Origin of the sequence: Methanosphaerula subterraneus, assembly GCF_052055875.1 — an archaeon.
Lineage (GTDB): Archaea > Halobacteriota > Methanomicrobia > Methanomicrobiales > Methanospirillaceae > Methanosphaerula > Methanosphaerula subterraneus.
On the sequence record NZ_CP170508.1, the window covers coordinates 1,561,494 to 1,585,663 of the forward strand.

Genomic DNA, 24,170 nt, shown 5'->3' on the forward strand with positions numbered 1-24,170 from the left:
CACGCACCAAACGGTATCATGCATCATATGACGGATCCCCGCACACCCCCGCAGCCCACCACGCTATCCGGCCTGGCAGGCAGGCGGGGCCGCTGCTGATGTTCATCCTCTTTCACCTGGTCTGCGGGCTCGTGGTCGGCTACCTGCTCGCCGACCGATTCAGGGACATGGCCCTGGTCCTCCCCTGCATATTCGGGGCGCTCCTCCCCGACCTGATCGACAAACCGCTCGGCCTGCTGGTCCTGAGCGGCTCGATCGGTTCAGGCCGGATCTTCTCCCACACCCTGCTCTTCCTGCTCCTACTGCTGATCGCCGGCCTGGCCATCCGCTCGCGGTACCGGGCCCCGGGCCTCCTGGCCGTCGCCGTCGGCGTGGCTTCGCACCAGGTGCTGGACCTGATGTGGGAGATGCCGGAGACCTGGTTCTACCCCTTCCTCGGCCAGTTCAAACCGATCGTCCAGGAGGGATGGTTTCTCCAGAAACTGCTCCTCGAACTCCAGAACCCGGTCGAGTGGGTATCGGCCCTCCTCCTCGCCCTTCTGCTGATTCCCCTCGTCTCTTCGAGGGCGGCGGGGTGGATGAGCCGCACCCTCAGGCCCCTCCTCGAACCGGCCTCCCTGCTGGCTATTCCTATCCTGGCGGCCGCCGGCCTCTTCGTCCTCTTCTGCGGCGTCACCGGCCGGTACACACTGCTGACCGGGTGGAGTGCAGGGTACAACCTCGTCGGCGGGCTCACCATCCTGCTCGCCGGCTACGCCGCCCATCGATTTCACCGCGCTCTCACCGGCGGGGAGGCCCTGATCGGGCTCAAATAGATCGAAACCCTATGGTAACATAAGGTCATATCCATGCCGCCACACCAGAACCTACGCGAGGGGCTGATCCAGTCCATCAGACCGCCGGCTGACCTGATTGCAGCCATCGTCTGGACGGCCCTCACCGTCATTGCAGTCTACCTCCCGGTCGTGAACCAGACCCCCCTGCGGGTCATCCTCGGCCTCCCTCTCGTCCTCTTCATTCCCGGGTACGTGCTGATAGCCGCGCTCTTCCCCCGTGCGGACGACCTGGACTGGATCGAACGGATCGCCCTCTCCTTCGGCCTCTCGATCGCGGTCACCCCCCTGATCGGGCTCGCCCTCAACTACACCCCCTGGGGGATCCGGCTGGACCCGATCCTGGTCTCCCTCTCCCTCTTCACGCTGGCGATGGCGATCGCGGCCACCCTGCGCCGCGTCTCCCTGCCGGCGGCAGAGCAGCTGACGGTCCCGGCGGGAGAGGTCGTGGCCCAGGTCAGGGCAGAACTCTTCGAGGCCGGCCAGACCCGGCTCGACCGCGCCCTCTCGATCGTCCTGGTCATCTCAATCCTGGCCGCGATCGGCACGACCGCCTACGTGATCGCCGTCCCCAAGGAGGGCGAGCACTTCTCCGAGTTCTACATCCTCGGCGCCGAAGGGAAGGCGGCCGACTACCCGACCTCGTTTCCGCTCAACACCCCCCAGTGGGTCACCGTCGGCGTCGGCAACCACGAGTATCGGAATGTGACCTACACCGTCGAGGCCCAGGCCGTCAACCAGACCTTCAACCCTGCCACCAACACCTCGACGATCGACCGGATGCACCTGCTCGACCGGTACCAGGTCACGCTCGCCCATAACACCACCGACGAGCACAGGCTGACCTTCACAGTCGCCGAGCCGGGGTACAACCAGATCCAGTTCCTCCTCTTCAACGAGACGGTCCCCGACGGGGCGGTGACCGGGCAGGAGCGGATCGACCGGAGCGATCGCGACCTGCACCTCTGGATCACGGCCAGGGCAGAGTGAACATCCACCACAAAAAAAGTATGCGATGATAGCCGAGACCATCACCTGTTTTTCCCAAATATCACCCTTTTTCTAGAGGAGCCTGAGCACGAGCCTGACCGACCGTTCGCGGTCGTCGATCGAGAGATGGTCGATCACGCAGCCCCGGTGAAGGCCGGCCACGGCCATGCAGGCGAAGAGGTTGCAGACCGGGCAGCCGATCATGGTGCAGCACCTGGGCGAGACCGAATGGACCGCCCGGCACCCCTCGTACAGCCGGTATCCGGTCAGCTGGACCACGATGCCGTCCCCCTCGGGTGCGGCCACGACCCTGTCGGCGATGGCGAGGGCGTCCTCTCCCACCTCGCGGATCGCGGTGCAGAGCCCGTCGACCCCCTCGGGGACGACCAGGGCATGGTCGCGGACCAGCCGCTCATACAGGGGCAGCCCAGTCGGCAGCAGCTGAACCCCGCCACCGTTCTCCTCACTGATGAACGAGTAGTCATCAGACGGAAGCGCCGGCTGAGTCTCCCCGACCGGGACCACCTGGACGATCGTTTCGTCGCGGAGGAGGAGGTGGGCGTTCCCCTGGAGGCCGAGGTCCGTGCAGAGCCGGGTCAGGTCGACGACCGGTCCGGCCGCGGCCAGGCCGGCCACCCACGGGGCGACCGGTTCGCCGCGGTACTGGGTCAGCAGGATCACCCCGCCGATGAAGGTTCCAACCCCAACCAGGACCAGGGTCGCGCTCGTCATGTCCCCCCGCCCAGTCAGGGCGGCGACGGCCAGCAGGAGGGCCGCCGCACCGAGCAGTGCGGTGCCCCCAAGATACGTGGTACTGTACTCTTTCATACTCTCTCCCCTCCGGACAACTGCCGCTGCACCCAGGCCTCGATCCCCATCAGGCAGATTACGACCACCGCCGCCCCGGCCACGAGGGCGAGGAGCGGCAGCAGCGTGTGACGGACCTGGAGGGCGATACCGGCTGAAACGGTGATGATGACCGCGCCGACGAGCAGCCCTCTCCGGTCCTCCCCGCCGATGACGATCCCGGCGATCGCCGGCTGGATCAGAAGACCGAGCAGGGGACTGGCCGTGCCGAGGGCGACGGCGAAACCCTCACCCAGGCAGAGGGCGAGGCACCAGCCCCCGGCCCCGGTCCAGACCGAAGCGATGACCGCCGCCCCGAGGAGGGTGACGAGCACGTTCACCCCGGGGTCGACACCGAGGATCCAGGCGGCCCCGACGGCCAGGCCCATGAGACCCGAGAGGGCGATCCGGATCGACCCCATCAGAGCACCTCCACCCGGGCGTACCCACTGAGCCTGGCCAGGAGACCCGGGCCGGGACGCGGCAACAGGACCTTGAGGGTGCGGCCGTGGCGGCGGGCAGCCACGGCGATCATGTTCAGGTGGCCGACCTCGCCGGTCGCGGCGGTATAGACGACCACCGCCGAGTGCTCGATCCCTGCCAGGACCTGCCCGACCTCCTCCTCGAAGGCGGAGGGGGCGAGGGTGGCGAGGGTGGCATGGAGGGCGGCGGCGAACCGTCGCGAGGGTTCGGTGACGCCCCGTTCGGCTGCCCGGAACCGCTGCCTGAGGACGAGGGGGTCATAGACCCGGTAGAGGGGAAAAGCGGCATCGGCCGGCCGGGGACGGAGGTGCCGGACCAGGGCCGACAGGTCCTGTTCATGATACCAGAACCCGGCCACCTCGTCCTCTGCAACCACAAGGAGGGTGCAGTGGCCATAGTCCCGGATCACCCGTCCGATCGCCTCACTGGCGGCGATGAGCATCGCCTCACCACCCTCTGCCCCGGCGACCGGGAGGTCGACGACCAGCAGAGGGGCACCGCCGACCTGGCTGGTCGGCTCGCGGACGAAGAACCGGCTGTACTTGGCCGAGAGTTTCCAGTCCATCAGGGCCGGGTCGTCCCCGGAACGGAACGGACGGAATGCACGGATCCCCTGCCCACGCAGCACCCATTTCTGTTCGAGTTCAAGATCCCCGGCCCCAAACCCGGGCCCCTGGTCCTGGCGACCGCCGCCGATCGGGTACACCGTCAGCATCGTCCCGGCAAACCGCGGGGCCGTGCAGAAGAGGGTCGTAGTGAAGAACCGGTCCTTAACCTCGACCCGCAGCCCCTGGAAGAAGACCTCGCCCGGGGCCATCAGCCTCACCCGGTACCGGCCCTCTCCCCCCACCAGCACCGTCTCTTCCGGGTTATGCACCGCCGAACGCGGGGGAAGGTCCGTGATGGTGACAGAAAGCCCGGGCGCGGCCCCTGCCGTCACCCGCACCCCGATCTCCACCGACTCGCCCTGGCAGACGAGCCCATCTCCGACCTCCCGCTCGACAGCGAGGGTGTCCGTGAACCGGATCATCCGATAGAGGAAGAGCACGCCCCCTCCGCAGAGGAGGGCGCCGAGCCCGACCGAAGCCCCGGCAGCCGCCGGAGCGTCGAAGAAGAGGCCGATTATACCGAGCACGGCGGCGACGACCGCGGCCGACCCGGTCCACCGTGTCGGCCGCACCGGATCAGGCCACCTCAACCGTCTCGAGGATATCCCCGACCACGTCGTCGACCGAGATCCTGCCGATCTCTGCCTCCCGCTCAAGGACCAGCCGGTGGCCGAGGACCGGCCGGGCCATCCGCTTGACATCGTCAGGGATCACGTAGGTCCTGCCGGCCATGGTTGCATAGGCCTTGGCCCCGCGGAGGAGGGCGAGCGAGCCACGCGTGCTGGTCCCGAGCCGGATATCGCCATGGCTCCGGCTGGCGACGACGATATCCCTGATATAGCGGAGGATGGCGTCGTCCACATACACCTCCTGAATGACCAGGCCCATCTCCCGGATCTGCTCGATCGAGAGGATGGGCTTGATCTGCTGTCCATAGATGTCCCAGTCCAGGTTCCCGTCACGGTCACGGCGGAGGATCTCGATCTCCTTCTCCCGGTCCAGGTGATGGAGGGTCATGCTGTAGTTGAACCGGTCCCGCTGCGCCTCGATCAGATGGAAGGTTCCCTCGAACTCCTGGTTGTTCTGGGTCGCGACGACAAAGAACGGAAGTTCGAGGGGGTAGGTGTTCCCGTCGAGGGTGGCCTGGTGCTCGGCCATCGCCTCGATGAAGGCGGACTGGGTCTTGGGGGTCAGCCTGTTGATCTCGTCGATCATCACGAAGTTCGCAAAGATCGGTCCTTTCTGCAGCACGAACTCATGCGTCTCGGCATCGTAGATACGGATGCCCACGATGTCGGCCGGCTGAACATCGACTGCACCCTGCACACGGTTGAACCGATACCCGATCAACCGGGCGATGATCTTGCTGATGGTGGTCTTGGCCGTGCCCGGCACCCCGTCGACCAGGACGTGCCCCCCGGTCAGGATTCCGACCATGATCAGGTCGACCAGGTCCTGGTTTCCGACCACGAACCTGCCGACGGTCTCCTGTGTTATCCGGTGGGCGTCTGCGATCACCCTGACCTGCTTCTCCAGTTCTTTCTGTTCCATGTTCTGTCCCGTCACCTTTTTCGTCTGCAAAAATGCCACGCGATAGCGCCAAGCGCCAGCGCAGTGATCAAAATGATGGTTGTAGGTATATTCCGTACCCATAAAATCGTGCTGATCGGGCCACTGGCCGCAGCCGTCCGGCTGAGGTGCTGGTCGATCAGGAGGGTGCCGCCGGTGAGATCCCGGATCACCTGTTCGTTCTCCCCGTCGCGGAGGTGCTGCATGGCGTTGATGAAGAGGCTCGCGTCCCCGATCACCACCACCCGGCCCCCTCCGACGGACTCGGTGGCCGCGAGGGAGAACCGGCCGAGGGGCTCGGTCGCATCGGCCCGTTCGTTCCCATTCTCATCGATCCAGGAGAGGAGCGAGGTCTCGAGGAACGGGGTGCCGCCGGTCACGGCGACCGGGTGGTTGAAGACGACCGATGTCCAGGTGGCACCGAGCGGCGCTCCCACCACCGGGAAGCCGAGGGGTGCGGCCGGCACCTCGTACTCCCGGTCGAGGCTCGAGAGGTTCCGCTGGTCGAGCCGGATCGTTGCACCGACCGCGTCGAGGAGGGCGTTCCCTTCTCCGAAGTCGTCGGCGAGGAGGAGGGTGTTGCCTGAAGCCACGAAATCACGGTACGCCGCCCGCTCGCCGGCGGTCGGTCCACGTCCGGGTGCGATGACGAGCAGGGTCGCGCCGGTCCGGCCGGCGAGCGTCGACGGGTCGTCGACCATCACGGCGCCACGGTCTTCGAGCGTCTCAAGGACGGTCGAGGTGCCGTTCCACTGCGGGTTATAACGGCTGAACTCCACGTCTGTCGACGAGAGGTGGAGGAAGAGGGCGATGACGGCGATCAGGAGGACCGCCCCGATCACCCAGTTCACCGCCTGGCCGGGGCGGTTATCGGTCGGCACGTTCCGACCCTGAGAAGACCGCGACAAAGAGGTCGATCATCGTTCTCCGGTCCTTCTCGACCGCGGTGTGGCCGCTGTAGACGACCGCCTCGTAGATCTCGGTCATGGACCCGACCGGGGCGGCGATCGGCGTCCCTTCGAACTGCTTCCTGACCTCCCGGGGTGTCCGGGTCAGGAGACGGGCGTCGGGCTGCTGCCGGTCCAGCCTGACCAGGGACTCGCGGTAGACCGCCTCGATCCCCTGCCGGATTTCGCCGGCGGCGAGGGTCCTGGCGGTCTCATGCAGGTCCTCGGTCACGACGACCGGCGCCGCCTCTGCAGGGAGGGGCACCTCCGGTTCCGGCTCCTTCTTCTCCTGTCCGCGCCCCCTGCGCCAGAAGAAGAAGCCCGTCCCCCCGATCAGCAGGGCGATCACGCCCACACCCATGGGGAGAAGGGGGAGTTCGCCAGGGATCTCGGCTGTCACCCGCGGGCTCAACACCGGACTCTGGGGACGGTCGGCGAGGGATACGTTCGCGACCACCGAGTGGCGGCCGGGTCCGATCCTGACCAGCATATAGAAGGCGCCGTCCTCACCGGTGGTGCAGTCCAGGACGCCGTAGTCGTCGAAGGTCAGGTGGACCGCAGCGCCGGCGACCGGCCGGCCGTCGGCGGTGACGTTCCCGGTGCAGAGGAGGGCCGGCTTCTCCTCAGAGACGACCGGGCTGACGCTGAGCCGGACTACGGGGGGAGCGGTCGTTGCCGTTCCATCCAGGTCCGGGGAGATCTCCCCGGCGACCGTCGCATTCACACCGAGCTCGCCGATGGGCGCTGCTGTTCCATTCGAGACGGTCGTATTCGCACCGAGCTCACCGGCGGCCGCTGCCGCACCCACGAACCCACCGATGAAGACCAGGCCGATGAACACGACCAGGTAGATGGGCACCCTCTGAATCCTCACTGACGTCCCTCCGTTATCACGTAGATAAAATCTTCGCGCACTCTGCGGATATCTTCTTCTGTTGGTTCCCGGCCCGCATACCGGATCCGCTCGTGAACCCCGACCAGATCGGTCAGCCGGACCCCGCAGGGCGCCGCGGCGAAGCGGTCCGCGATCTCGCGCGGAGTCTTCGACCTGAGATGGCAGCCCGGGTTTCGTGCATCGAGCTCCCTGACCAGCCGGCGGTACAGCCGGGTGATCGCCTCGCGCCCGTCGACCCCCTCGGCGAGGAGGGTTGCAGCCCCGGTCGCCTCCTCCACGGTCGGTGCCGGGGGGAGCTCGACCACCGGCTCTTCCCTCCGCTCGTGAGGGGCCGTGGCGGCCGTCCGCCGCCGGCGGAGGTAGAGGACCGCCCCGATGGCTGCCCCGCCGATTCCGAGGGCGTACAGGAGCAGGGCGAGCAGCCCGAGGATCGAGGGGATCTCGACCGTCACCGGGGCCGACTCGGACCGGTTCAGCGGGAAGCCGGCCGGGTCGAACCGGGCCTTCAGCATATGGGTCCCCCCGGTCAGGTTCTGTACCGTCGCCCGGTAGGAACCGTTCCCATTGGTCGTCATCTGTGCCGCCCGTTTCCCATCGAGGAGGACCTGGACCGGTGCATCGACGACCGGCCGGTCGCCCTCGGCGGTCAGGTTGCCGGTGCAGACCGCGCGCCAGCTCCCGTTCACCTCCACGAGGTTGACAGCGAGGGCGAGCGTGGAGTTCAGTTTCGTGATGGTGAAGGACTGCTCGTCCGAGAGGGCGACGCCGGCAGCGGCGTAGGCCGTATGCCGTCCGGCCTCGATCTCCCCGACCCGGTACGGAAAGTCGAATCCCCCGTCATCACCGGTCGCCACCCCGGCCAGCGGTTTTCCGTCCGAGAAGATGGTCACCTGGGTGCCGGCCGGCCCCCTGACCGTGCCGGCCATCGAGAGGCGGTCGCCGTAGACCCCGTGGTCTGGCACCACCTGGAAGGTGATCGCCGGGAGGCCGCCGGACTGCCGGTCCTGGATCGCCCGGATCGCCACCGGGACCGAGGTGGCCCGCTCGTCCTGCGTCGCCTCGATCGCGGCCACGACGGCCGCGAAGTCCAGGACCGATTGCTCGTACGCACTGGTGTTCTGCCCGTACTTCTGCGAGACGTTCACGACCCTTTCCTGCCGGGAGGCGTAGCCCTGATAGTTCGCCTGGACCTTCTTCCGGAGTTCCTCCCCCTGGAGCTGCACGGACTTGAGCATCGCCGTGTCCCCGCTCTCCCGGTACTGGACCTGCAGGGACTGGAGCTGGTCGAACTCCCCGGTCTGGTTCAGCAACTGCTGCAGCGCCTGGATGTTCGCCTGGTTGTCCCGCTGGAACGCGGCGGCGTCGGTGTCGCTCATGTCCAGTTTGACGACCAGGCCGCTGAGGCTCTGCCCTGACCGGAGGTACTGCTGCAGCGTGCGGTTGGCGGACTCGAAGTCGCCCAGTTTGATGTCGAGGACGAGCGGGCCGGTGAGGTTCAGGCTGGTGGCCCACTCGGGCAGGACGAGGGCGCCGTCGGTCCGGGTCAGGTTTCCGGTCAGGGGCAGGTCCTCGTGATAGCTGGAGGTCGACGCGGTCTTGGCCGTATAGAGCAGGGGCTGCAGGGCGAAGAGGCCGGCGAGGGTGAGGACGAAGACCACGAGGGCGAGGGAGACGAGCCACTCACGTCTGACAGACGTCATCGGGCGACGATCTCCATGATTTTACTTGCGACGATGTACCCGAAGAGGAGGACACCCACCGCGATCACGTACTTGATCAGGCGCAGATACCGCGGCTGGACCGTGGTCGTATCGATCAGTTCGACGACGACGAGGAGGCCGATCAGGGCCAGAACGAAGAAGACCTCGAGGTCGAGCGCCTGGTTCAGGAGCATGAAGGCCGTGATCACGGCGAACCAGATGATGAGCACGATGACCGGGAGACGCTGCGTGGTGCTCATACTTCCTTCATAGTTCTCCCTGGTGGGACATATGCGTATCTGTTTTAACGTATCGTCGACGACCGCTCGCTGGGGATAAATTATATATCCACCTGCAATCGTTTCAGGTGAATAATGATCCATTACGGGCATACTACCCTCGGAGAAGGGGCACAGGTCTTCGAACCGGTCACCCTGGGCTTCCCCTCCCGGGAATTCCTGGGAGCGAGCGACTACCAGGGGACGACGATCGGGAAGAACGCAGTCCTCCGAACCGGCACCATCATCTACTGCCATGTCACCATCGGGGACAACTTCTCCTCAGGGCATAATGTCCTGATCCGGGAGCATACCACCATCGGGGATGATACCGCGGTCGGCACCTCCACCGTGATCGAAGGGAACTGCGCGATCGGAACGGGAGTGAGCATCCAGAGCATGGTCTTCATCCCCACCAACACGACGATCGGGGACCGCGTCTTCATCGGACCGAACGCCGTCCTCACCAACGACCGCTATCCCCCCTCAGGCAGACCGGACCTCGAAGGGCCGGTGATCGAAGACGGGGCGGCCATCGGCGCGAACGTCACGATCCTGCCGGGGGTGCGGATCGGAAAGGGGGCGGCCGTCGCCGCCGGCTCGGTGGTCACCCGGGATGTCCCGGCCGGCATGATGGCCGTCGGTTCCCCGGCCCGGCTCCGGCCTCTCCCACCGGAGATGAGGCGATCATGATCCCCATCGCCCAGCCGTCGGCCGGCGACGAGGAGATCGAGGCGGTGACCAGGGTCTTACGCACCGGCATGCTGGCCCAGGGGCCGCAGGTGGCCGCCTTCGAGAAGGAGTTCGCACAGTACTGCGGCGTCAGTCACGCCATCGCCGTCAACAGCGGCACCGCTGCGCTGCATGCTGCCCTGGCTTCAGCCGGCATCGGGGCCGGCGACGAGGTGATCGTCCCGACCTTCTCCTTCTTTGCAACAGCCAGCTCGGTCTCGATCTGCGGGGCCACCCCCGTCTTTGTGGACGTGGACCCCGACACCTACACCATCGACCCGGCCTGTGTGAACGAGGCGGTGACCGACAGGACCAGAGCGGTGATCGGGGTGCACCTCTTCGGCCAGCCGTTCGATGCCGACCCGATCGCAGAGATCTGCGAGGACCACCACCTGGCCCTGATCGAGGACGCGGCCCAGGCCCATGGCGCCCGGTACCACGGTAAGACGGTCGGCGGGCTCGGGAAGGCCGGCTGCTTCTCCTTCTACCCGACCAAGAACATGACCACCGGGGAGGGGGGGATGGTCACCACCGACGATGGGACCTATGCCGCGACGATCCGGCGGTTCATCAACCACGGGCAGAGCGAGAAGTACCGGCACACGATGATCGGGTACAACTACCGCATGACCGACATCGGCGGGGCGATCGGCGGCGAACAGCTGAAGAAACTGCCGGGGTTCAACAAGCGGCGGGTCGCCAACGCGGCCTACCTGGACACCCACATCACCCTCCCCGGGCTGGTCACCCCGGCTCTCCTCCCCAGGGTAGACCCGGTCTATCACCAGTACGTGGTCAGGGTCACGCCGGACTGCCCCCTCAGCCGGGACGAGCTGGGCCGGTACCTCCACGACCGCGGCATCGGGACGGCCGTCCATTACCCGATCCCGATCCACCAGCAGCCGGTCTACCTCGCGGCCGGCGCATCGGCCTCCTGCCCGGTGGCGGAACGGCTCTGCAGCGAGGTCCTCTCCCTGCCGGTGCACCCCGGCGTCACCGCACCGATGCTCGAGACGATCTGCGAGACGATCAACGGGGTGGCCTGAATGGACAGCTCCGCCAATGATTACAGCATTGAAACGAGGTCCTTCTGATGACTGAAGATCTCTCGTCCCTCCTCTCCCGGCGCGGACCGATCAGGACGGTCGGGGTCGTGGGGATGGGATACGTGGGGATACCGGCGGCCGTGCTCTTCGCTGCGGCTCCAGCGTTCACCAGGGTGTATGGATTCCAGCGGGCGTCCCCGTCGTCGGGGTACAAGGTCGAGATGCTGAACCGCGGGGAGAGCCCCCTGAAGGGGGAGGAGCCGGATCTGCCCGAACTGCTCAATTCGGTGGTGGCACAGCAGAAGTTCCAGTGCACCTCGGACTTCTCGAAGATTGCGGACTGCGACGCCGTGACCCTGGCGATCCAGACCCCGTTCTCCAACCCAAAGGACCTGATACCCGACTTCTCCGCCCTCTTCGACGGGCTGCGGCAGGTCGGCCGGCAGATCTCCCCGGGTGCCCTCGTAGTTTTGGAATCCACGATCACCCCGGGGACGACCACCGGGGTGGCCCGCCAGATCCTGGAACAGGAGTCCGGGATGAGGGCCGGGCACGACTTCGCCCTGGCCCACGCCCCTGAACGGGTGATGGTCGGCCGGCTCCTCCAGAACATCCGGGAGTACGACCGGATCGTCGGCGGGATCGACGAGGCCAGCACAGCCCGTGCCGTGGAGCTCTACTCCCCGGTGCTGACGAAGGGGCGGATCATCCCGATGACCGCGACGGCGGCCGAGGTGACCAAGACCACCGAGAACACCTTCCGGGACCTCCAGATCGCGGCGGTGAACCAGCTCGCCCTGTACTGCGAGGCGATGGGGATCAATGTCTACGATGTCCGGGACGGTGTGGCGTCGCTGGAGGGGGAGGGGGTCACCCGTGCGATCCTCTGGCCCGGCGCCGGCGTCGGGGGGCACTGCCTCACGAAGGACACCTACCACCTCGAACGGGGGGTGAAGGTGCTGGGCGGCCGCCTCGACTACCCGGCCGGGAAGGAGTCGCTCTTCGTCCTCGCCCGGCAGATCAACGACTTCATGCCCAGGCACATGTTCACCCTCACCCGGGAAGGGCTGGAGCGGGCCGGCAAGAAGGTGGAGGGGGCCCGGATCGCCATCCTCGGCTGGGCGTTCCTGGCCAACTCGGACGACGCCCGGAACACGCCCTCAGAACTCTTCCGGGACCTTGCGATCGAGGCCGGGGCGACGGTGACGGTTCATGACTCCTGGGTGGAGGTCTATCCCGGCGTGGCGATCGGCCATGACCTGGAGGCGGTCGTCGGCGGGGCGGATGCCGTGGTGGTCTTCGCCGGCCACGACCTCTACACGTCCATCCAGCCGGCTGAGTTGAAACGCCTCTGTGGAAAGAACCACCCGGTGATCGTGGACGGCCGGAACATCATCGACCCGGACCGGTTCATCGCCGAAGGCTTCGTCTACAAAGGGATCGGCCGCGGGGACAAGAACGGGCACGCTCTGAACGGGTAGGGCCCGCCACCCCCTCATCGCTCTGCTGAAAGGGTTCACCCCGACCAGCCGGTATCTCCTCAACATAGAGCGACAACTCCCGGGGTTTCCTTTTTTATCTCGTGAAAATTGTTGTATACAGCCGGCTCGGGATATACCATCTCAACCAGGTTCTCCCCTCGACACGGGTTCTGATCAGTACTGCCGCACAGAGTAGAACGAGACCCATGATCAGTACGCCGGTATTGGCGATTCCGAAGAAATTTCTGATATAGTCCTCCTCCGATTGTATCTCGGTGAGAATACCAAGGCCCATCACGTTCGAGGATAACGGCCAGAGGAACCGGTAGCCCACCCTGTACACCAGCGCATCTTCGAACAGGTGGGCGCCGAACCCGATGACAGAATAGACGAACGAATCCAGGAATTTTATTCCAAGGGGGTGGAGGAGAAATGCCACCGCTATGCCAAAGATCACCATGATGGCGATGTTATGAAATCCCCCATGAACGATCTTATGACCCTCGTACAGAAGGGTGAATCCAAGCTGATTCAGAACCGGATTCGCAAGGATATCAATATCCGGAGCCCATGCACAGAGGATGATGATCCAGGAATGATCTCTCCCGGTATATTTGAGAGCGACCATGCCGACCATGATCGCAAGGGCACAGGAGTAGATGATATGTTCGGCGAGCATGATGAAAAGGATACTTCAGGTACTCACCTTCGGTTTTTTGGTTATTATTGATATGGTTCTCACCTCGAACCAGCCCCTGCTCAGCCGGCTGCAGGTGGAGCCGAATAATATGAGGAGCCCGGGGAATCTCCCCGCTTCACCGCCGCCGGTATGCGACCATCGCGATGAGGACGCCCAGCACCCCGACGATCGCGCCGGCGCCGGACTTCTGCGTCGCGGTCGTCGCCGGCGCACCGAGGGCGATCTCCTTGCCGTAGATCTTCTCGGTATTGGCCAGCACCGAGACCGTCAGCGTTCCTGCGGTCACCCCACGGACCGTGAACGAGATGGTCGCGTCCGGGGCCCCCTGCTTGACCCCGGTCAGCACGAGGCTGGTGCGGACGGTGGTCGCGTCGGGGAGAACCGTGCCGCCGATCGCGATCTCGTCGTAGGTGCCGGCCGTGATCGAGACGTTCTGCACGGTCGAGAAGAGCCCGTCCTTCGAGTTCCCCCCGACCTTCGCCTGAGTCTCGCCCTTCCGGACGACGAGCGTGTTCGTCGCGGTGTTCTCGAGGTTGGCCGTGACCGTCCCCTTGTCGAGCCTGAACGGCATCGAGAGCTGGCTGGTGGAGAACGAGAAGGCACCGCCCGGCGTGGCTGCGAACTCCCCGTCCAGCTTGAGGGAGAAGACGGTGCCGTTCGGGAGGTCGTGCAGCTGGATGGTGACCTGGTCGCCGTCGACGACCCGGTCCGGCTGGATCTCGACGGCGATGGCGCCGGCCGTGCCGGTGACGATACAGAAGGCGAGCAGGATGAGGAGGAGACGCTGCATAGATCACCTATCGATGCCGGAGTATATAGGGATCAGGCATTCGTGATCGGAGAGTGAACCCGGGAGGGTGCATGTCCGAGGCACCTTCGCCGCATTGACCTGGAGGAGATGTTCCGGGATCTCCGGGTCGCCGCTGTCCGCGAACTCGCCCTCCATGCGATGAGGAACTGAGGATATGATGTTTGTTCGGGGGCAGTGCATCACTCGGGTGAGGGGACCTTCCTGCCATAGACCTTCGCTGCGTTTGCCGGCACCGAGAGGGACAGCGTCCCCCCGTTCACCCCGCGGACGATGAGATCGTCGCATACGAGACCCCCGCTTGACTCCAGACCCCCCTGCTCAGTTACTATTTATATGACTTCAGGCAAGATACTTCACCAGCGGACCGGTGTCCAAATGATCCATGGGTGATACGAGATGAAATACCTGAATTACCGCATCCTCCTTCGGAAAGAGCCTGAGGGCGGGTATACAGTGACCGTACCGATGCTTCCAGGCTGCGTCACCTATGGGGAGACGATCGACGACGCGATAGCGATGGCGAGGGAAGCCATCGAACTCTATATCGAAGACCTCCAGGAGAAGGGCGAAGAGATCCCGACCGAGGAGGGGTTGCTGGAATACACCCTCACCATCGAAGCCCATGCCTAAGGTTCCAACCCTCTCGCCCCAGAAGGTCATCCGGGTCCTGGAGAAGAAGGGATTTGTGCTGAGCCGGGTGAAAGGTATAGTATTGAACGCAACATCCTTGACCAATCGTAGACTCAATAGAGTCGGAGATTGGTCTATTTAGGGATTAACTGCGTTCAACAGTATTTGAGAAAACCTGATATGCGTTAGGTTTTCGACTATAGTCATCACCTCTTTTACCACCCAGAGACAAAGCGTCGGGTGGTCGTCCCGGTGCATGGACGGGAACTGCCGATCGGCACACTCCTTGAGATCCTCAGGCAGGCCGGGATTGAACGAGAGGAGATTCAAGACCTCCTGTGAGGGGTGCGTCATCTCCTTCTCCTCACATACTTTTTTTGGTTCGATACGCACACAGCAGCGTCCGAATCCAGTGGTCAGAACGGGAGGCACCGGATACTTTACACGAGATGGAGACTCGGCAGAGCTCCCAGGGGCGGGATGGGAAGGGGTACCTCCTGGATCCTCCATTCGGATTTCACCCGTACAACAAGGTCCTCGAACCATCGAGACGGGCACGTTCAGATCTGATCAGTTCCAGCTGTTGGCCTGAGCAGGATCTATCGAATATCCACCTGCTCCCGCACCAACTTCTCATAACAGACCGAACAGATTACGGTCCCGCTGCCGGCGTGGTCGTATGCCGCCGCCTGGAGCCCGCAGACCAAGCACCGCCCGACCAGGCCGGGGTCGACCGGCCTCACCTCGTCGAGCGGGATCGCACCCGGCAGGACCTGGACGGCGGCCTGCTCGCGGGACCGGGCCCGGTTGTAGCAGCTCCGGCAGATATGCCGGCTCCGCTCCTGCTTCCCCCGGGCCTGCCTGGCCTGGAACCGTTCGACGTAGTGAACCACCCGGCCGCCGCAGACCGGGCACGGCTCGACCAGGGGACCGCCCGGGATCAGCGAGTAGTCCATCGGGTCCACCTGGGCGGAGGTCAGTGGTGGGGCCGGCCGTGCCGGTTCACCGCCTGCCGGGCTGGTGACCGCAGCATCTCCGCAGTCTTTGCAGGTGGTCGCAGCATCTTTGCAGTTTCTGCTGCTGACTATTTGAGGTGATTGCCGGCCCTGTTTTTGAATCAGGTTGCAGATATCAGTATTTGATGTTAGGTCGCAGTTTTTTTCCGGAACACACACAGTGACACACGCACTCCCCTCCGGTGAGGGTGCGGGGTGCGTGCTCTTCATTTCTGCTGCGTACAACGATCCTTCTCTCTGTACGCATAATGATTTATCATCTGTTTCCGCAGACGGGGCCGGATTATCGGTTTTCATGGTCGCAGCACATGCTGCGTTTATGCTGCGTTTATGCTGCTGATGCTGCTGACAAGTGTTCGACCGCGGATCGGGATCCCGGTCCCGGTCTCCGGGCTCGTCCAGCCAGACCACCTGACCACCGGTCTGCCAGCGCCGGTAGACCTGCAGGTCAAAGGAAAACGTGGTCTCGCGCCGATGGATCGTCCGGACCGTTCTGTCGTCGTCATCATCCCGTATGCTGACCGACGTATCCGTCTTTGCGATCGCCGGGCACTTCTCCAGGAGTCCGGGGCGACGGATGCCCCGGTCTCCGTATCCGACCAGCATCCTGCGGACCGAATCGTACGAGAGTTTTGTCAGGTTCATGATCTTCTGCACGGTAAACTCCGTCTCCCCGGTCGACGCGAGCAGCCGCAGCACACCATCCTCCCGCCGGGTCAGTTTCGCGTCCTGCGACCCGGATATTGTATGCAGGGCCGTGAAGATACCTGCCGCGGTCCTGAAGTCGTCCTCGGTGGCGTAGATCCTGGGTGTGCCGTCCTGCAGTTCCCGACGGTCCCGCTGGAAATATCTGAGCATGGCTGCTGACTGGATCATGTCGGTCAACATCCGGGAGTTGCGCCGGTTCCGGGCAGATGAGAAATGAATCCTGAGCGCAAACCGGGAGAGGTTGACCTCGACCAGTCCGACGCCCTGCAGGATCGTCCAGATCGCTTTACAGACCGCGATCTCGTGCGGCTCACCGATCGGTTCATCGTCGTCCCGGGCCAGACGCTCGAGAATGCCGGCCAGGACGGCCCGGTCCTGCTCTTCAGAGTCGTCGACCCACGGCATGAGCATCCGGTTTTTGACCTGGTCGTCGCCGACCCCTTCGACCCTGGCAATCCACCAGAGGCAGCGCTCCGGGATGTAACAGATCTGTGGTTTACGATCCGTCGTGACGGTGCGGTGTTCGATCGGTTTTCTGAAATCAGTGGTGGCTTCCTTGAGCACGTCCTGGAGGGAGTCTGAGAGGTCCTTGTCGTCGATGAGAAAGACCGTCTGGGGCTTCAGGGACTCGCCCATGTAATAGAGGGATTTGTCGGAGAACGAGCCCTTGATTTTGAATGCGTCGGGGAGCTGCCTGAGCATGACCCGGTACCCGTCGCTCTTCCCCTTGCCCGACTCGCCGGTCGTCATGACGTGCAGCCCTTCGGATGTTGCGACCAGGCGGGACGCGAGTGACAGAGCCAGGCAGTGGGCCAGGTCCCGATCGCCGACGTGCTCGAGGTTGAAGGTGTCGACCATGTACGCGAGCGGGTCGCCGGATTCCAGGATCTGCCGGGCCTCGGCCAGGACCGCCGAGTCAATCTTCTCCATCGCATCAGCAGCCGGCATGGTCCCGCCGGCCGTCTCTGTCGCACTCTTCAGATCCTTCTGCTTCCGCTCAGTATTGACTGGCTTGTGCCCCTCGAACCGTTCCCGGAGTTCGGGCCACCGCTGCGAACCGCCACCGCACGAGGCGTGATGGCAGCCGGCATGGATCGCCCCGCTCGCGAACTGGATCGCGAACGCCCCGTCGGTGTGGGCCGATGAGAACGGACAGGTGTCGAGCCGGTAAAGGTCCCCGCCCAGGTAGGGCCGGCTGTCCGTGACACCGAGGCCGTGGTCCCGGAGCCAGCCGGCCAGGTCGAGCGGTTCGCCCGGCCTGCGGCCGGTTCCCTTGTTCGTGGGCGCCGGCGCTGCCGTGTCCCCTCTGGGGTCGGCGATCGCGAGTGATGCGAGCTGCTCCTGTGTCACGATCGTGATCGAGTCTGGTACCGACAGCAGCCGGCTCCTCCGGTGCGGCCGGCTCTTGGTGTTGTCCCCTTTCCTCGCGACGGTCCCGTAGACTTTCCAGATCCGGCTCGCATTGAAGACCGCCGTGTCGACGGAGGCCTTCGCATCAGAGAAGAGGGCGTCGAGTCCGACCAGGGCGGTTTTAATCAGAGCGGTTGATTTCTCATCGTTCGGGAGGTCCACCCGGTACAGGAGGTGAGCACCATTGCCGGAGTCGCCGATGACCGGGGCCGGCCATCCCATCTCACCGAGGGCCGCCGCAATCCCGGCCGCCCGTTCCAGCGCCGCCTGATGTTCCTCTTCGGAGGAAGAGACCCCCGACGGCCGGGCCGGGTCCACGTCTATCAGCAGCCAGCGCCGGCCCAGGATGTCGCCGTCGCTCGTCGAGGAGTCCTTCCTGGCGAGCGGTCCTTTGATCCGGTTCGCTCGTCGTGCCAGGAGATCGGGCAGCACCGGGTTCGGGGTCAGGTAGATGCCGTCGGGGTTCGCCGCATCGAGCGCCTCGATCGCCTTCGCGGCGGCATCGAGGTCGTCGAAGTACCCGGAGGCGATCCGGTCGCCGGTCCAGCTCCTGACCTCGAAGACCTGGCCGGGCGCGACCAGCACCTCGAGACCCCGCCGGATCTCAGAGCCGGTGTCCATCGTCCCCCCTGATCTCCTGGATCCCGCCGGGGAAGACGGCGAAGTAGCGCCACCCATCCGGCCGGCTCCAGATCCAGAGGTCGATGCTGACGATCGGCGAGATGTACCGCCGGAGCTCATACAGGTCCTCGACATACGTCGCCGCCACCTCGGCGATCGGGCCGGCCGGGTTCTTCCGTCGCCTGATGCAGACGAACCTGAACCGATTGCCTTTCATCCCGATCAGGTTCACGCCCGGCTGCCGGCCGTCGGTCCGGATCACCCTGTACTCGAGGTCCCGCAGCCGGGAGACTGCTTCATGTTCGATGGCACTCCGTCGGAGGTATGCATAGACCGGCTCTGCACCGGGATCTTCTCCTGTTTCGGTTGACATGTCGCCACCTCACACCCTCGCCGACCGGTATCGCGAGCTGGTCGGACCCCGGGCTGCGGCTGCGAGAGCCGGCCGGTGAACAGGAATAGCAGCGAGGAGTCCGGAAAGGAGATGGATCGCCATCCCGGCCGGACCTGGCGGTGAGAGGACGACCGTCCCGCCGGCATCAATGACGGCTGCTGTTTTGTGCACGAAGACCAGATCGCCTGATGCCCCGTGATCGAGGTGTGCCGCCCGGTCGATGTGATCGCCCCGAACCGTGCTGTTCAAGCCGGTGGCGAGGGCGATGGCCGGCTGCTCTGGGATCGCTCCGTGTATGCCCGATGAATAGACAATTTTTTTCATTTTTATCTCCTGCGAATTTACTATCGCAATTCAACTATTACTGGCACGTTTGCATATACCTGGGGTCAAACAGGAGAATGTTCATTCAGGACCTCTGTCGTTTCACCAGAGAACTGCCAGACCCAGAAGAAAAGAAGCGCGAATCTCGCCCGGGCCGGCGAGACCGATATTCCAAAAAACCGGCAAAAAGTGTGCGGATCAGATCAGCACGATCTCGAATTTGGGCCGGCATTATTAAGGGTAACGGTGGTTTTATCCAGGACGGGTCCTGGGAGCTGGCCCGGCCGGCAGATCCTGGCCGTCGTCGATGCGCTCGAGGGGGCCGGCGTCCCCTCGGTGCTGCTCAGGGGGCCGGCCGGTCCGTCGCCGCGGACCCCCGTCCGGTTTGAGGGAGGAGGCGGTGCTGTTCGGGAGGTCGTGCAGTTGGATTGGGATCCCCTGTCGACGACCCGGTCGGGTCGGACTCGACGGTGATGGTGCCGGCTGGGGTGGCGAGGGTACAGGGGGTGAGGAGGAGACTCTGCATACGATCTCACCTATCGATGGGGGGGGATAGAGGGGTCGGGCATGCGTGACGGGGTGAGTGAGGGGATTATATGGGACATCATTCCGAGAGGGGAGAAGATAACCAGACCTCGAGTGCTCCTGACATGGATACGCCCTGAGAATAAGGATTTCAGAATCCCACGCTCTGAAGAGATCAATCTTTGGCTTATCGGAGTCTGTGACAGAACCGGAATGGTGCAGTCAATAATAGCATCACATAATCTAAATGCTCAAAAAATAAATGGATGATTCACAGATGTAGAGGTTCTCAGTGTAGGTATCTGACTATACTCGCAATCACGAATAGGGACATAATAAAATTGAGTATGCCAATACAATCCATTTAATCCAGATGATGTATCAACTGATTCAATAATAAAATTTTGATTGTATAAGCAGTAAAAAAATAACCAGTTTTATGACTCCATGACCCTTAACTCACCCATTGAAAAGGATACAACCAACAGCCGGTTTGCCGCCCAGCTCCCGAAGAACCTCGCGGCAAACATTGCCTACTTCCTGGTGAACATCGTCATCGGCATTCTCCTGGTTCCGTACTTCATCTCGACCCTCGGGGTCGCGGCCTATGGCCTCATCCCACTGGCTACCTCGATCACCGGATATGTGGCGATCGTCGTCCAGTCGCTCAACACCGCTGTCACACGGTACCTCACCGTCGACCTCCAGCGAGAGGACTACGCAGCTGCAAACCGGACGTTCAATACCGCTCTCTTCGGGATCTCGGCTGTCATCCTTCTGATGGTGCCGGTCGTCGTCGCGGTCGCCTGGTTTGTTCCTTCCATCTTCCATGTCCCGGCCGGCCAGGAGAGCGGTGCAGTCCTCCTCTTCCTCGGAGTCTCTGCCGCCTTCCTGATCAGGTCCTGGAGTGGGAGCTTCACGGTGCAGCTCTTCGCCTATAACCGCCTCGACCTCCAGAACCTCGTCGACCTCGCAAACATCCTTGTCCAGATTGGATTAATTGTCATCCTCTTCACGCTGTTCGGCCCTGACCTTGCCTTCATCGGCGGGGCGTACCTGGCCGGGGCTGTCGTGGCCTCGGTGGTCTCAATCGTCCTCGCACGGCAAGTCTGCCCGCATCTCATCCTGTCGCTCCGCTCCTTCGACCGCAGGAGGGTCAGGGATCTCTGTGGGATGGGGTGGTGGGTGGTGATCAACCAGGTCGGCTCCCTCCTCTTCCTCCAGATCGACCTCATCGTCGTGAACCTGCTCTTCGGTGCGACGTCGGCCGGCGAGTATGCGATCGCCCTCCAGTGGGTGGTGCTTCTGCGGTCGATCTCAGGGGTGCTCGCCGGGGTGCTGACCCCGATGGTCCTCACTTACTATGCCCGGGAGCAGACCGAAACTCTGATCCGGGTCACGAAGAGTGCTGTCAAACTGATGGGTATCGCCATGGCCCTCCCAATCGGGCTTGTGTGCGGTTTTGGTCCACAGCTCCTCACCGTATGGGTTGGCAAAGATTACGTATTCCTCGCCCCCCTCATGATCCTCCTGACGGTGCACCTCGCAGTAAACCTTGCCGTGCTGCCCCTCTTCTCGATCAATGTGGCCTATAACCAGGTGCGGGTACCAGGGATCGTAACCTTTTTTATGGGGATCGGGAACTTCGCCCTTGCGGTTGCTCTCGCCCTCTTTACCGGCTGGGGCTACTACGGGGTGGCGGTCGCAGGTGCGATCATCCTCACCCTGAAGAACGCCCTCTTCACCCCCTGGTATGCAACCCGTGTCCTTGGCACCGGGGCACACACCTTCACCCGGTCGATGCTCCCCGGGATTGCCGCCGCCATCACCATCGGGGTTCTGGCGACTGCCCTGGGAATGTTCTTCCCACTCGCCGCCCTGATCCCACTCATCATCACCGGGGGAGCTCTTGCCCTGGGATACCTAGTCCTTGTATGGACGTTCGGCCTGTCGACATTTGAACGCGGGTTGTTTGGGTCCTATCTCCCCGAAAACCTCAGGAAGTTTGTCCTATGAGATCCTCTGTTATAACCACAGTTGTTGAAAACGAACTCTGCATCGGCTGCGGCCTCTGTGCCGCCCTCTGTCCGGCGGGAGAACTGGCGATGCAGTGGAACCGGTACGGCGAGTACAACCCGATAGAGGTGACGCCGTGCACCACAGCGTGCGGCCTCTGCCTGAAGGTCTGCCCCTTCGCCGATACGGGCGAGAACGAGGACACGATTGGGAAAGAACTCTATGGTGGAGTTCCAGGGATCAGCCACCGTCCGGAGACCGGCTATCACCTCGCCACCTATGTCGGGTACTCGGAGAGGCACCGCCAGACCAGTGCCTCGGGGGGGGTGGCGACCTGGCTTCTGGAGGCGCTGCTCACCGAGGGTGTCGTCGACCATGTCGTCTGCGTCACCCCAACTGGCGACCCGGAGAAACTCTTCGCCTTCCGGGTCTTCGACACTGGTGAGGACGTGCGGAACGGAGCCGGCTCGGCCTACTACCCGGTGGAGATGTCGGCGGTCATCAGGCATATCCTCGAAACACCCGGACGGTACGCCGTCACCGGCCTCCCATGCTTCATCAAGGCTATCCGGCTTGCGCAGCAGAGGAATGCAAAGTTACAGGAGCGGATCGTTGTCACCATCGGCCTCACCTGCGGGCAGCTGAAGAGCCGGCACTTCACCGACTACATCGCCGCCCTCGCGGGGGTTCAGGGGGAGGTGACGGGGGTGTGTTACCGCGGGAAGAGTTCTGACCACCCGGCTAATAATTATCACTACGCTTTCACGACCACAGAAGGCGAGGAGCGGAGGATCTACTGGAATGAGGGGATCGGCGAGGCCTGGAATAACCGGTGGTTCACCCCGAAGGCCTGCAACTACTGCGACGACATCTTTGCCGAGTGTGCAGATGTCACCTGCATGGACGCCTGGCTCCCGGAGTATTCGATGGATAGCAAGGGGACGAGCCTTGTGCTGGTCCGGTCCCCCCAGGTGCAGGAGGTAATTGCACGGGGGCAGGGAATCTGTCTCAATCCGATTCCGGTCGAGCTGGTGGTGCAGAGCCAGGGCGGGGTTGTGGCGGTCAAACGCCGGCACCTGGCGTACCGGCTGTACCTCGACGAGCAAACGGGACGGGAAGTGCCGGCGAAGCGGGTGGCACCGGAGAGGCCGAAGAATCCCTTCCAGCGGCAGGAGATCGTCCTGAAGAATAAGATGCAGGTTGCGAGCAGGAACCTCTGGAACTCCGGAGAGTTTGACATGCAATACTTCAGAGAGGCAATGCAGCCGAACCTGAGTCGGCTGGCGGCTGGTAGACAGATATCAGAGGTTATTACGTTCCCGGTGAGAACAATTCGGTATATTCAGAGAAAGGTCCGGGGCACTTATTATGGATGACGATAGACCGCTGTTTATTCTGGCCGGAAACGGACCCTACGCAAATCGAGGGTGCGAGGCGATCGTGCGGGGAACGACAAAGATCCTCAGGGAGCACTTTAAAGACCCGCGTTTCATCTGTATCAGTCACTTTCGTTCCGAGGGGCAATATCAAGAGCAGTGTCTTCGGGAGACAGATAGGGCGATCGTTCACTTCGCCCCCTCCAGTACTCTCAGTAAAAAAGGGGTGATCCAGAATATCTGGAAACCTGAAACCTGGCGCAAGGTCTTTCAATACAGTTTTAACCGTGATGCATTCAATTATACTAACATGATCCCACATCTTGGTGGGGCCAGCGCCGTCCTCTCTGTCGGTGGGGACAACTATTCCCTTGACTATGGGGTGCCAACCCTGTTCACCTCCCTCGACGACCTCGTGCTGGCACATGAAAAGATTCTGGCGATCTGGGGTGCTTCGGTCGGTCCGTTCAGTGCATTGCCAGACTATGAACTGTATATGAGCAATCATCTCCAGAAGGTCACAGGAATCTTTGCCCGTGAGTCGGTCACTGTTGAATACCTGGAGAGCATCGGGGTGAGTAGGAATGTGTATCCAGTCGCTGACCCGGCATTTCTGATGGATCCGGTAAAGCCCGAGGAAGAAATACCTATCGAGGCGGGCGCGATCGGTCTCAACCTCAGCCCGTTGATGGCGAAGTTCGTCACAGGCGGTGATCTTGAACAGTGGACAACAATGGCGGCAGTGATCATCGCAGAGGTCGCGAAGAAAACGGAGAGGGAGGTCTTCCTGATCCCCCACGTAACAAATCCTGACTCAAATGACCATACCTTCATGCAGAAAGCACTATCCCTGATACCCGGAAAGAATGAAAACATAACACTGGTATCCCCCCGATACACCGCTGCGGAGACGAAGTGGATCATCAGCCAAATGGCGGTCTTTGCTGGGGCACGGACGCACGCGACCATCGCTGCCCTTTCATCAGGTGTGCCGACCCTGAGTTTTGCTTACAGCATCAAGGCCCAGGGGATCAACCGGGATTTTTTCGGCCATAATGCTTACTGTATGGATCCCAAGGATCTAGATGCAAAGATAGTTGCCGACCGGATCATATCTATGCTGAACCAGGAGACCTCGATCAGGATGGATCTGCGTGAGCGGATCCAGGGGATCCAGAGATCAGCGATGCATGCTGGAAAAGGATTGAAACAACTCATCAGAGAGAACTGA

At 63.1% G+C, this 24,170-nt stretch carries 25 protein-coding genes; 10 read left to right on the forward strand and 15 right to left on the reverse strand.

Annotated features, from left to right (window positions below; all coding sequences use genetic code 11):
- The first annotated feature begins 98 nt into the window (after positions 1-98).
- Both ACFKSJ_RS07485 and ACFKSJ_RS07490 read left to right on the forward strand, forming a co-directional pair.
- Complete coding sequence (locus tag ACFKSJ_RS07485; RefSeq protein ID WP_440949180.1) at positions 99-815, forward strand: metal-dependent hydrolase; 717 nt, start codon at positions 99-101, stop codon at positions 813-815.
- 33 nt (positions 816-848) lie between these two features.
- Positions 849-1,823, forward strand: a complete 975-nt coding sequence (locus ACFKSJ_RS07490) for a DUF1616 domain-containing protein (RefSeq protein WP_440949181.1) — start codon at positions 849-851, stop codon at positions 1,821-1,823.
- Between the two features lie 72 nt (positions 1,824-1,895).
- Here the strand turns inward: ACFKSJ_RS07490 and ACFKSJ_RS07495 are convergent, their stop codons facing one another.
- The 8 genes from ACFKSJ_RS07495 to ACFKSJ_RS07530 are packed head-to-tail and all read right to left on the reverse strand — an operon-like array spanning position 1,896 to position 9,131.
- The gene (locus ACFKSJ_RS07495) at positions 1,896-2,651 is read right to left on the reverse strand and encodes a hypothetical protein (RefSeq protein ID WP_440949182.1); all 756 of its coding nucleotides are present in this window, start codon (positions 2,649-2,651) and stop codon (positions 1,896-1,898) included.
- A complete protein-coding gene (locus ACFKSJ_RS07500; RefSeq protein ID WP_440949183.1) occupies positions 2,648-3,091 on the reverse strand; it encodes a hypothetical protein in 444 nt (147 codons plus the stop codon). Before ACFKSJ_RS07500 ends, ACFKSJ_RS07495 begins: the two co-directional genes overlap by 4 nt.
- On the reverse strand, positions 3,091-4,332 hold the full coding sequence (locus ACFKSJ_RS07505) for a DUF58 domain-containing protein (RefSeq protein WP_440949184.1): 1,242 nt from the start codon (positions 4,330-4,332) through the stop codon (positions 3,091-3,093). Before ACFKSJ_RS07505 ends, ACFKSJ_RS07500 begins: the two co-directional genes overlap by 1 nt.
- Positions 4,333-4,336: 4 nt before the next feature.
- Positions 4,337-5,311 (reverse strand): AAA family ATPase, encoded by a 975-nt coding sequence (locus tag ACFKSJ_RS07510; protein ID WP_440949185.1) that lies wholly within the window; start codon positions 5,309-5,311, stop codon positions 4,337-4,339.
- Between the two features lie 11 nt (positions 5,312-5,322).
- Positions 5,323-6,210, reverse strand: a complete 888-nt coding sequence (locus ACFKSJ_RS07515; RefSeq protein WP_440949186.1) for a DUF4350 domain-containing protein — start codon at positions 6,208-6,210, stop codon at positions 5,323-5,325.
- Positions 6,197-7,150, reverse strand: a complete 954-nt coding sequence (locus tag ACFKSJ_RS07520; RefSeq protein ID WP_440949187.1) for a DUF4129 domain-containing protein — start codon at positions 7,148-7,150, stop codon at positions 6,197-6,199. The genes ACFKSJ_RS07515 and ACFKSJ_RS07520 overlap by 14 nt, the downstream gene beginning before the upstream one ends.
- Positions 7,147-8,871, reverse strand: coding sequence for a DUF4129 domain-containing protein (locus ACFKSJ_RS07525; RefSeq protein ID WP_440949188.1), 1,725 nt, complete (start codon positions 8,869-8,871; stop codon positions 7,147-7,149). The genes ACFKSJ_RS07520 and ACFKSJ_RS07525 overlap by 4 nt, the downstream gene beginning before the upstream one ends.
- Positions 8,868-9,131 (reverse strand): hypothetical protein, encoded by a 264-nt coding sequence (locus ACFKSJ_RS07530; RefSeq protein WP_440949189.1) that lies wholly within the window; start codon positions 9,129-9,131, stop codon positions 8,868-8,870. Before ACFKSJ_RS07530 ends, ACFKSJ_RS07525 begins: the two co-directional genes overlap by 4 nt.
- A gap of 114 nt (positions 9,132-9,245) precedes the next feature.
- Here ACFKSJ_RS07530 and ACFKSJ_RS07535 point away from each other — a divergent pair, with 114 nt between their 5' ends.
- The 3 genes from ACFKSJ_RS07535 to ACFKSJ_RS07545 are packed head-to-tail and all read left to right on the forward strand — an operon-like array spanning position 9,246 to position 12,408.
- Positions 9,246-9,842, forward strand: a complete 597-nt coding sequence (locus ACFKSJ_RS07535; protein WP_440949190.1) for an acyltransferase — start codon at positions 9,246-9,248, stop codon at positions 9,840-9,842.
- Positions 9,839-10,927: a DegT/DnrJ/EryC1/StrS family aminotransferase gene (locus tag ACFKSJ_RS07540; RefSeq protein WP_440949191.1), complete on the forward strand. Its 1,089-nt coding sequence runs from the start codon at positions 9,839-9,841 to the stop codon at positions 10,925-10,927. Before ACFKSJ_RS07535 ends, ACFKSJ_RS07540 begins: the two co-directional genes overlap by 4 nt.
- Positions 10,928-10,974: 47 nt before the next feature.
- Positions 10,975-12,408: a nucleotide sugar dehydrogenase gene (locus ACFKSJ_RS07545; RefSeq protein WP_440949192.1), complete on the forward strand. Its 1,434-nt coding sequence runs from the start codon at positions 10,975-10,977 to the stop codon at positions 12,406-12,408.
- A gap of 94 nt (positions 12,409-12,502) precedes the next feature.
- On the opposite strand, the gene ACFKSJ_RS07550 is transcribed toward ACFKSJ_RS07545, so the two are convergent.
- Both ACFKSJ_RS07550 and ACFKSJ_RS07555 read right to left on the reverse strand, forming a co-directional pair.
- Positions 12,503-13,087, reverse strand: a complete 585-nt coding sequence (locus ACFKSJ_RS07550; RefSeq protein ID WP_440949193.1) for a metal-dependent hydrolase — start codon at positions 13,085-13,087, stop codon at positions 12,503-12,505.
- 136 nt (positions 13,088-13,223) lie between these two features.
- Positions 13,224-13,898 (reverse strand): hypothetical protein, encoded by a 675-nt coding sequence (locus ACFKSJ_RS07555; RefSeq protein WP_440949194.1) that lies wholly within the window; start codon positions 13,896-13,898, stop codon positions 13,224-13,226.
- Positions 13,899-14,315: 417 nt separating this feature from the next.
- Between ACFKSJ_RS07555 and ACFKSJ_RS07560 the strand changes: the two genes are divergently transcribed.
- Complete coding sequence (locus ACFKSJ_RS07560) at positions 14,316-14,549, forward strand: type II toxin-antitoxin system HicB family antitoxin (protein WP_440949195.1); 234 nt, start codon at positions 14,316-14,318, stop codon at positions 14,547-14,549.
- Between the two features lie 138 nt (positions 14,550-14,687).
- On the opposite strand, the gene ACFKSJ_RS07565 is transcribed toward ACFKSJ_RS07560, so the two are convergent.
- The 5 genes from ACFKSJ_RS07565 to ACFKSJ_RS07585 form a co-directional block, all read right to left on the reverse strand.
- A complete protein-coding gene (locus tag ACFKSJ_RS07565) occupies positions 14,688-14,903 on the reverse strand; it encodes a hypothetical protein (RefSeq protein ID WP_440949196.1) in 216 nt (71 codons plus the stop codon).
- Positions 14,904-15,148: 245 nt separating this feature from the next.
- On the reverse strand, positions 15,149-18,304 hold the full coding sequence (locus ACFKSJ_RS07570; RefSeq protein WP_440949197.1) for a hypothetical protein: 3,156 nt from the start codon (positions 18,302-18,304) through the stop codon (positions 15,149-15,151).
- Complete coding sequence (locus ACFKSJ_RS07575; protein ID WP_440949198.1) at positions 18,288-18,677, reverse strand: hypothetical protein; 390 nt, start codon at positions 18,675-18,677, stop codon at positions 18,288-18,290. Before ACFKSJ_RS07575 ends, ACFKSJ_RS07570 begins: the two co-directional genes overlap by 17 nt.
- A 9-nt stretch (positions 18,678-18,686) precedes the next feature.
- Positions 18,687-19,022 (reverse strand): hypothetical protein, encoded by a 336-nt coding sequence (locus ACFKSJ_RS07580; RefSeq protein ID WP_440949199.1) that lies wholly within the window; start codon positions 19,020-19,022, stop codon positions 18,687-18,689.
- 343 nt (positions 19,023-19,365) lie between these two features.
- Positions 19,366-19,548, reverse strand: coding sequence for a hypothetical protein (locus ACFKSJ_RS07585; protein WP_440949200.1), 183 nt, complete (start codon positions 19,546-19,548; stop codon positions 19,366-19,368).
- Between the two features lie 41 nt (positions 19,549-19,589).
- Between ACFKSJ_RS07585 and ACFKSJ_RS07590 the strand changes: the two genes are divergently transcribed.
- The 4 genes from ACFKSJ_RS07590 (at position 19,590) to ACFKSJ_RS07605 (ending at position 24,170) form a co-directional block, all read left to right on the forward strand.
- Complete coding sequence (locus ACFKSJ_RS07590; protein ID WP_440949201.1) at positions 19,590-19,817, forward strand: hypothetical protein; 228 nt, start codon at positions 19,590-19,592, stop codon at positions 19,815-19,817.
- A 177-nt stretch (positions 19,818-19,994) separates the two neighbouring features.
- Positions 19,995-21,563, forward strand: a complete 1,569-nt coding sequence (locus tag ACFKSJ_RS07595) for an oligosaccharide flippase family protein (RefSeq protein ID WP_440949202.1) — start codon at positions 19,995-19,997, stop codon at positions 21,561-21,563.
- Positions 21,560-22,939, forward strand: coding sequence for a Coenzyme F420 hydrogenase/dehydrogenase, beta subunit C-terminal domain (locus ACFKSJ_RS07600; protein WP_440949203.1), 1,380 nt, complete (start codon positions 21,560-21,562; stop codon positions 22,937-22,939). Before ACFKSJ_RS07595 ends, ACFKSJ_RS07600 begins: the two co-directional genes overlap by 4 nt.
- Positions 22,932-24,170, forward strand: coding sequence for a polysaccharide pyruvyl transferase family protein (locus ACFKSJ_RS07605; RefSeq protein WP_440949204.1), 1,239 nt, complete (start codon positions 22,932-22,934; stop codon positions 24,168-24,170). The genes ACFKSJ_RS07600 and ACFKSJ_RS07605 overlap by 8 nt, the downstream gene beginning before the upstream one ends.

Bases quoted from the DNA above. Each gene is read 5' to 3' on its own strand.
- ACFKSJ_RS07485 (WP_440949180.1), top strand. From the start codon at position 99: ATGTTCATCCTCTTTCACCTGGTCTGCGGGCTCGTGGTCGGCTACCTG.
- ACFKSJ_RS07490 (WP_440949181.1), top strand. From the start codon at position 849: ATGCCGCCACACCAGAACCTACGCGAGGGGCTGATCCAGTCCATCAGA.
- ACFKSJ_RS07495 (WP_440949182.1), bottom strand. From the start codon at position 2,651: ATGAAAGAGTACAGTACCACGTATCTTGGGGGCACCGCACTGCTCGGT.
- ACFKSJ_RS07500 (WP_440949183.1), bottom strand. From the start codon at position 3,091: ATGGGGTCGATCCGGATCGCCCTCTCGGGTCTCATGGGCCTGGCCGTC.
- ACFKSJ_RS07510 (WP_440949185.1), bottom strand. From the start codon at position 5,311: ATGGAACAGAAAGAACTGGAGAAGCAGGTCAGGGTGATCGCAGACGCC.
- ACFKSJ_RS07525 (WP_440949188.1), bottom strand. From the start codon at position 8,871: ATGACGTCTGTCAGACGTGAGTGGCTCGTCTCCCTCGCCCTCGTGGTC.
- ACFKSJ_RS07530 (WP_440949189.1), bottom strand. From the start codon at position 9,131: ATGAGCACCACGCAGCGTCTCCCGGTCATCGTGCTCATCATCTGGTTC.
- ACFKSJ_RS07535 (WP_440949190.1), top strand. From the start codon at position 9,246: ATGATCCATTACGGGCATACTACCCTCGGAGAAGGGGCACAGGTCTTC.
- ACFKSJ_RS07540 (WP_440949191.1), top strand. From the start codon at position 9,839: ATGATCCCCATCGCCCAGCCGTCGGCCGGCGACGAGGAGATCGAGGCG.
- ACFKSJ_RS07545 (WP_440949192.1), top strand. From the start codon at position 10,975: ATGACTGAAGATCTCTCGTCCCTCCTCTCCCGGCGCGGACCGATCAGG.
- ACFKSJ_RS07550 (WP_440949193.1), bottom strand. From the start codon at position 13,087: ATGCTCGCCGAACATATCATCTACTCCTGTGCCCTTGCGATCATGGTC.
- ACFKSJ_RS07555 (WP_440949194.1), bottom strand. From the start codon at position 13,898: ATGCAGCGTCTCCTCCTCATCCTGCTCGCCTTCTGTATCGTCACCGGC.
- ACFKSJ_RS07560 (WP_440949195.1), top strand. From the start codon at position 14,316: ATGAAATACCTGAATTACCGCATCCTCCTTCGGAAAGAGCCTGAGGGC.
- ACFKSJ_RS07565 (WP_440949196.1), bottom strand. From the start codon at position 14,903: ATGACGCACCCCTCACAGGAGGTCTTGAATCTCCTCTCGTTCAATCCC.
- ACFKSJ_RS07570 (WP_440949197.1), bottom strand. From the start codon at position 18,304: ATGGACACCGGCTCTGAGATCCGGCGGGGTCTCGAGGTGCTGGTCGCG.
- ACFKSJ_RS07575 (WP_440949198.1), bottom strand. From the start codon at position 18,677: ATGTCAACCGAAACAGGAGAAGATCCCGGTGCAGAGCCGGTCTATGCA.
- ACFKSJ_RS07580 (WP_440949199.1), bottom strand. From the start codon at position 19,022: ATGAAAAAAATTGTCTATTCATCGGGCATACACGGAGCGATCCCAGAG.
- ACFKSJ_RS07585 (WP_440949200.1), bottom strand. From the start codon at position 19,548: ATGCAGAGTCTCCTCCTCACCCCCTGTACCCTCGCCACCCCAGCCGGC.
- ACFKSJ_RS07590 (WP_440949201.1), top strand. From the start codon at position 19,590: ATGCGTGACGGGGTGAGTGAGGGGATTATATGGGACATCATTCCGAGA.
- ACFKSJ_RS07595 (WP_440949202.1), top strand. From the start codon at position 19,995: ATGACCCTTAACTCACCCATTGAAAAGGATACAACCAACAGCCGGTTT.
- ACFKSJ_RS07600 (WP_440949203.1), top strand. From the start codon at position 21,560: ATGAGATCCTCTGTTATAACCACAGTTGTTGAAAACGAACTCTGCATC.
- ACFKSJ_RS07605 (WP_440949204.1), top strand. From the start codon at position 22,932: ATGGATGACGATAGACCGCTGTTTATTCTGGCCGGAAACGGACCCTAC.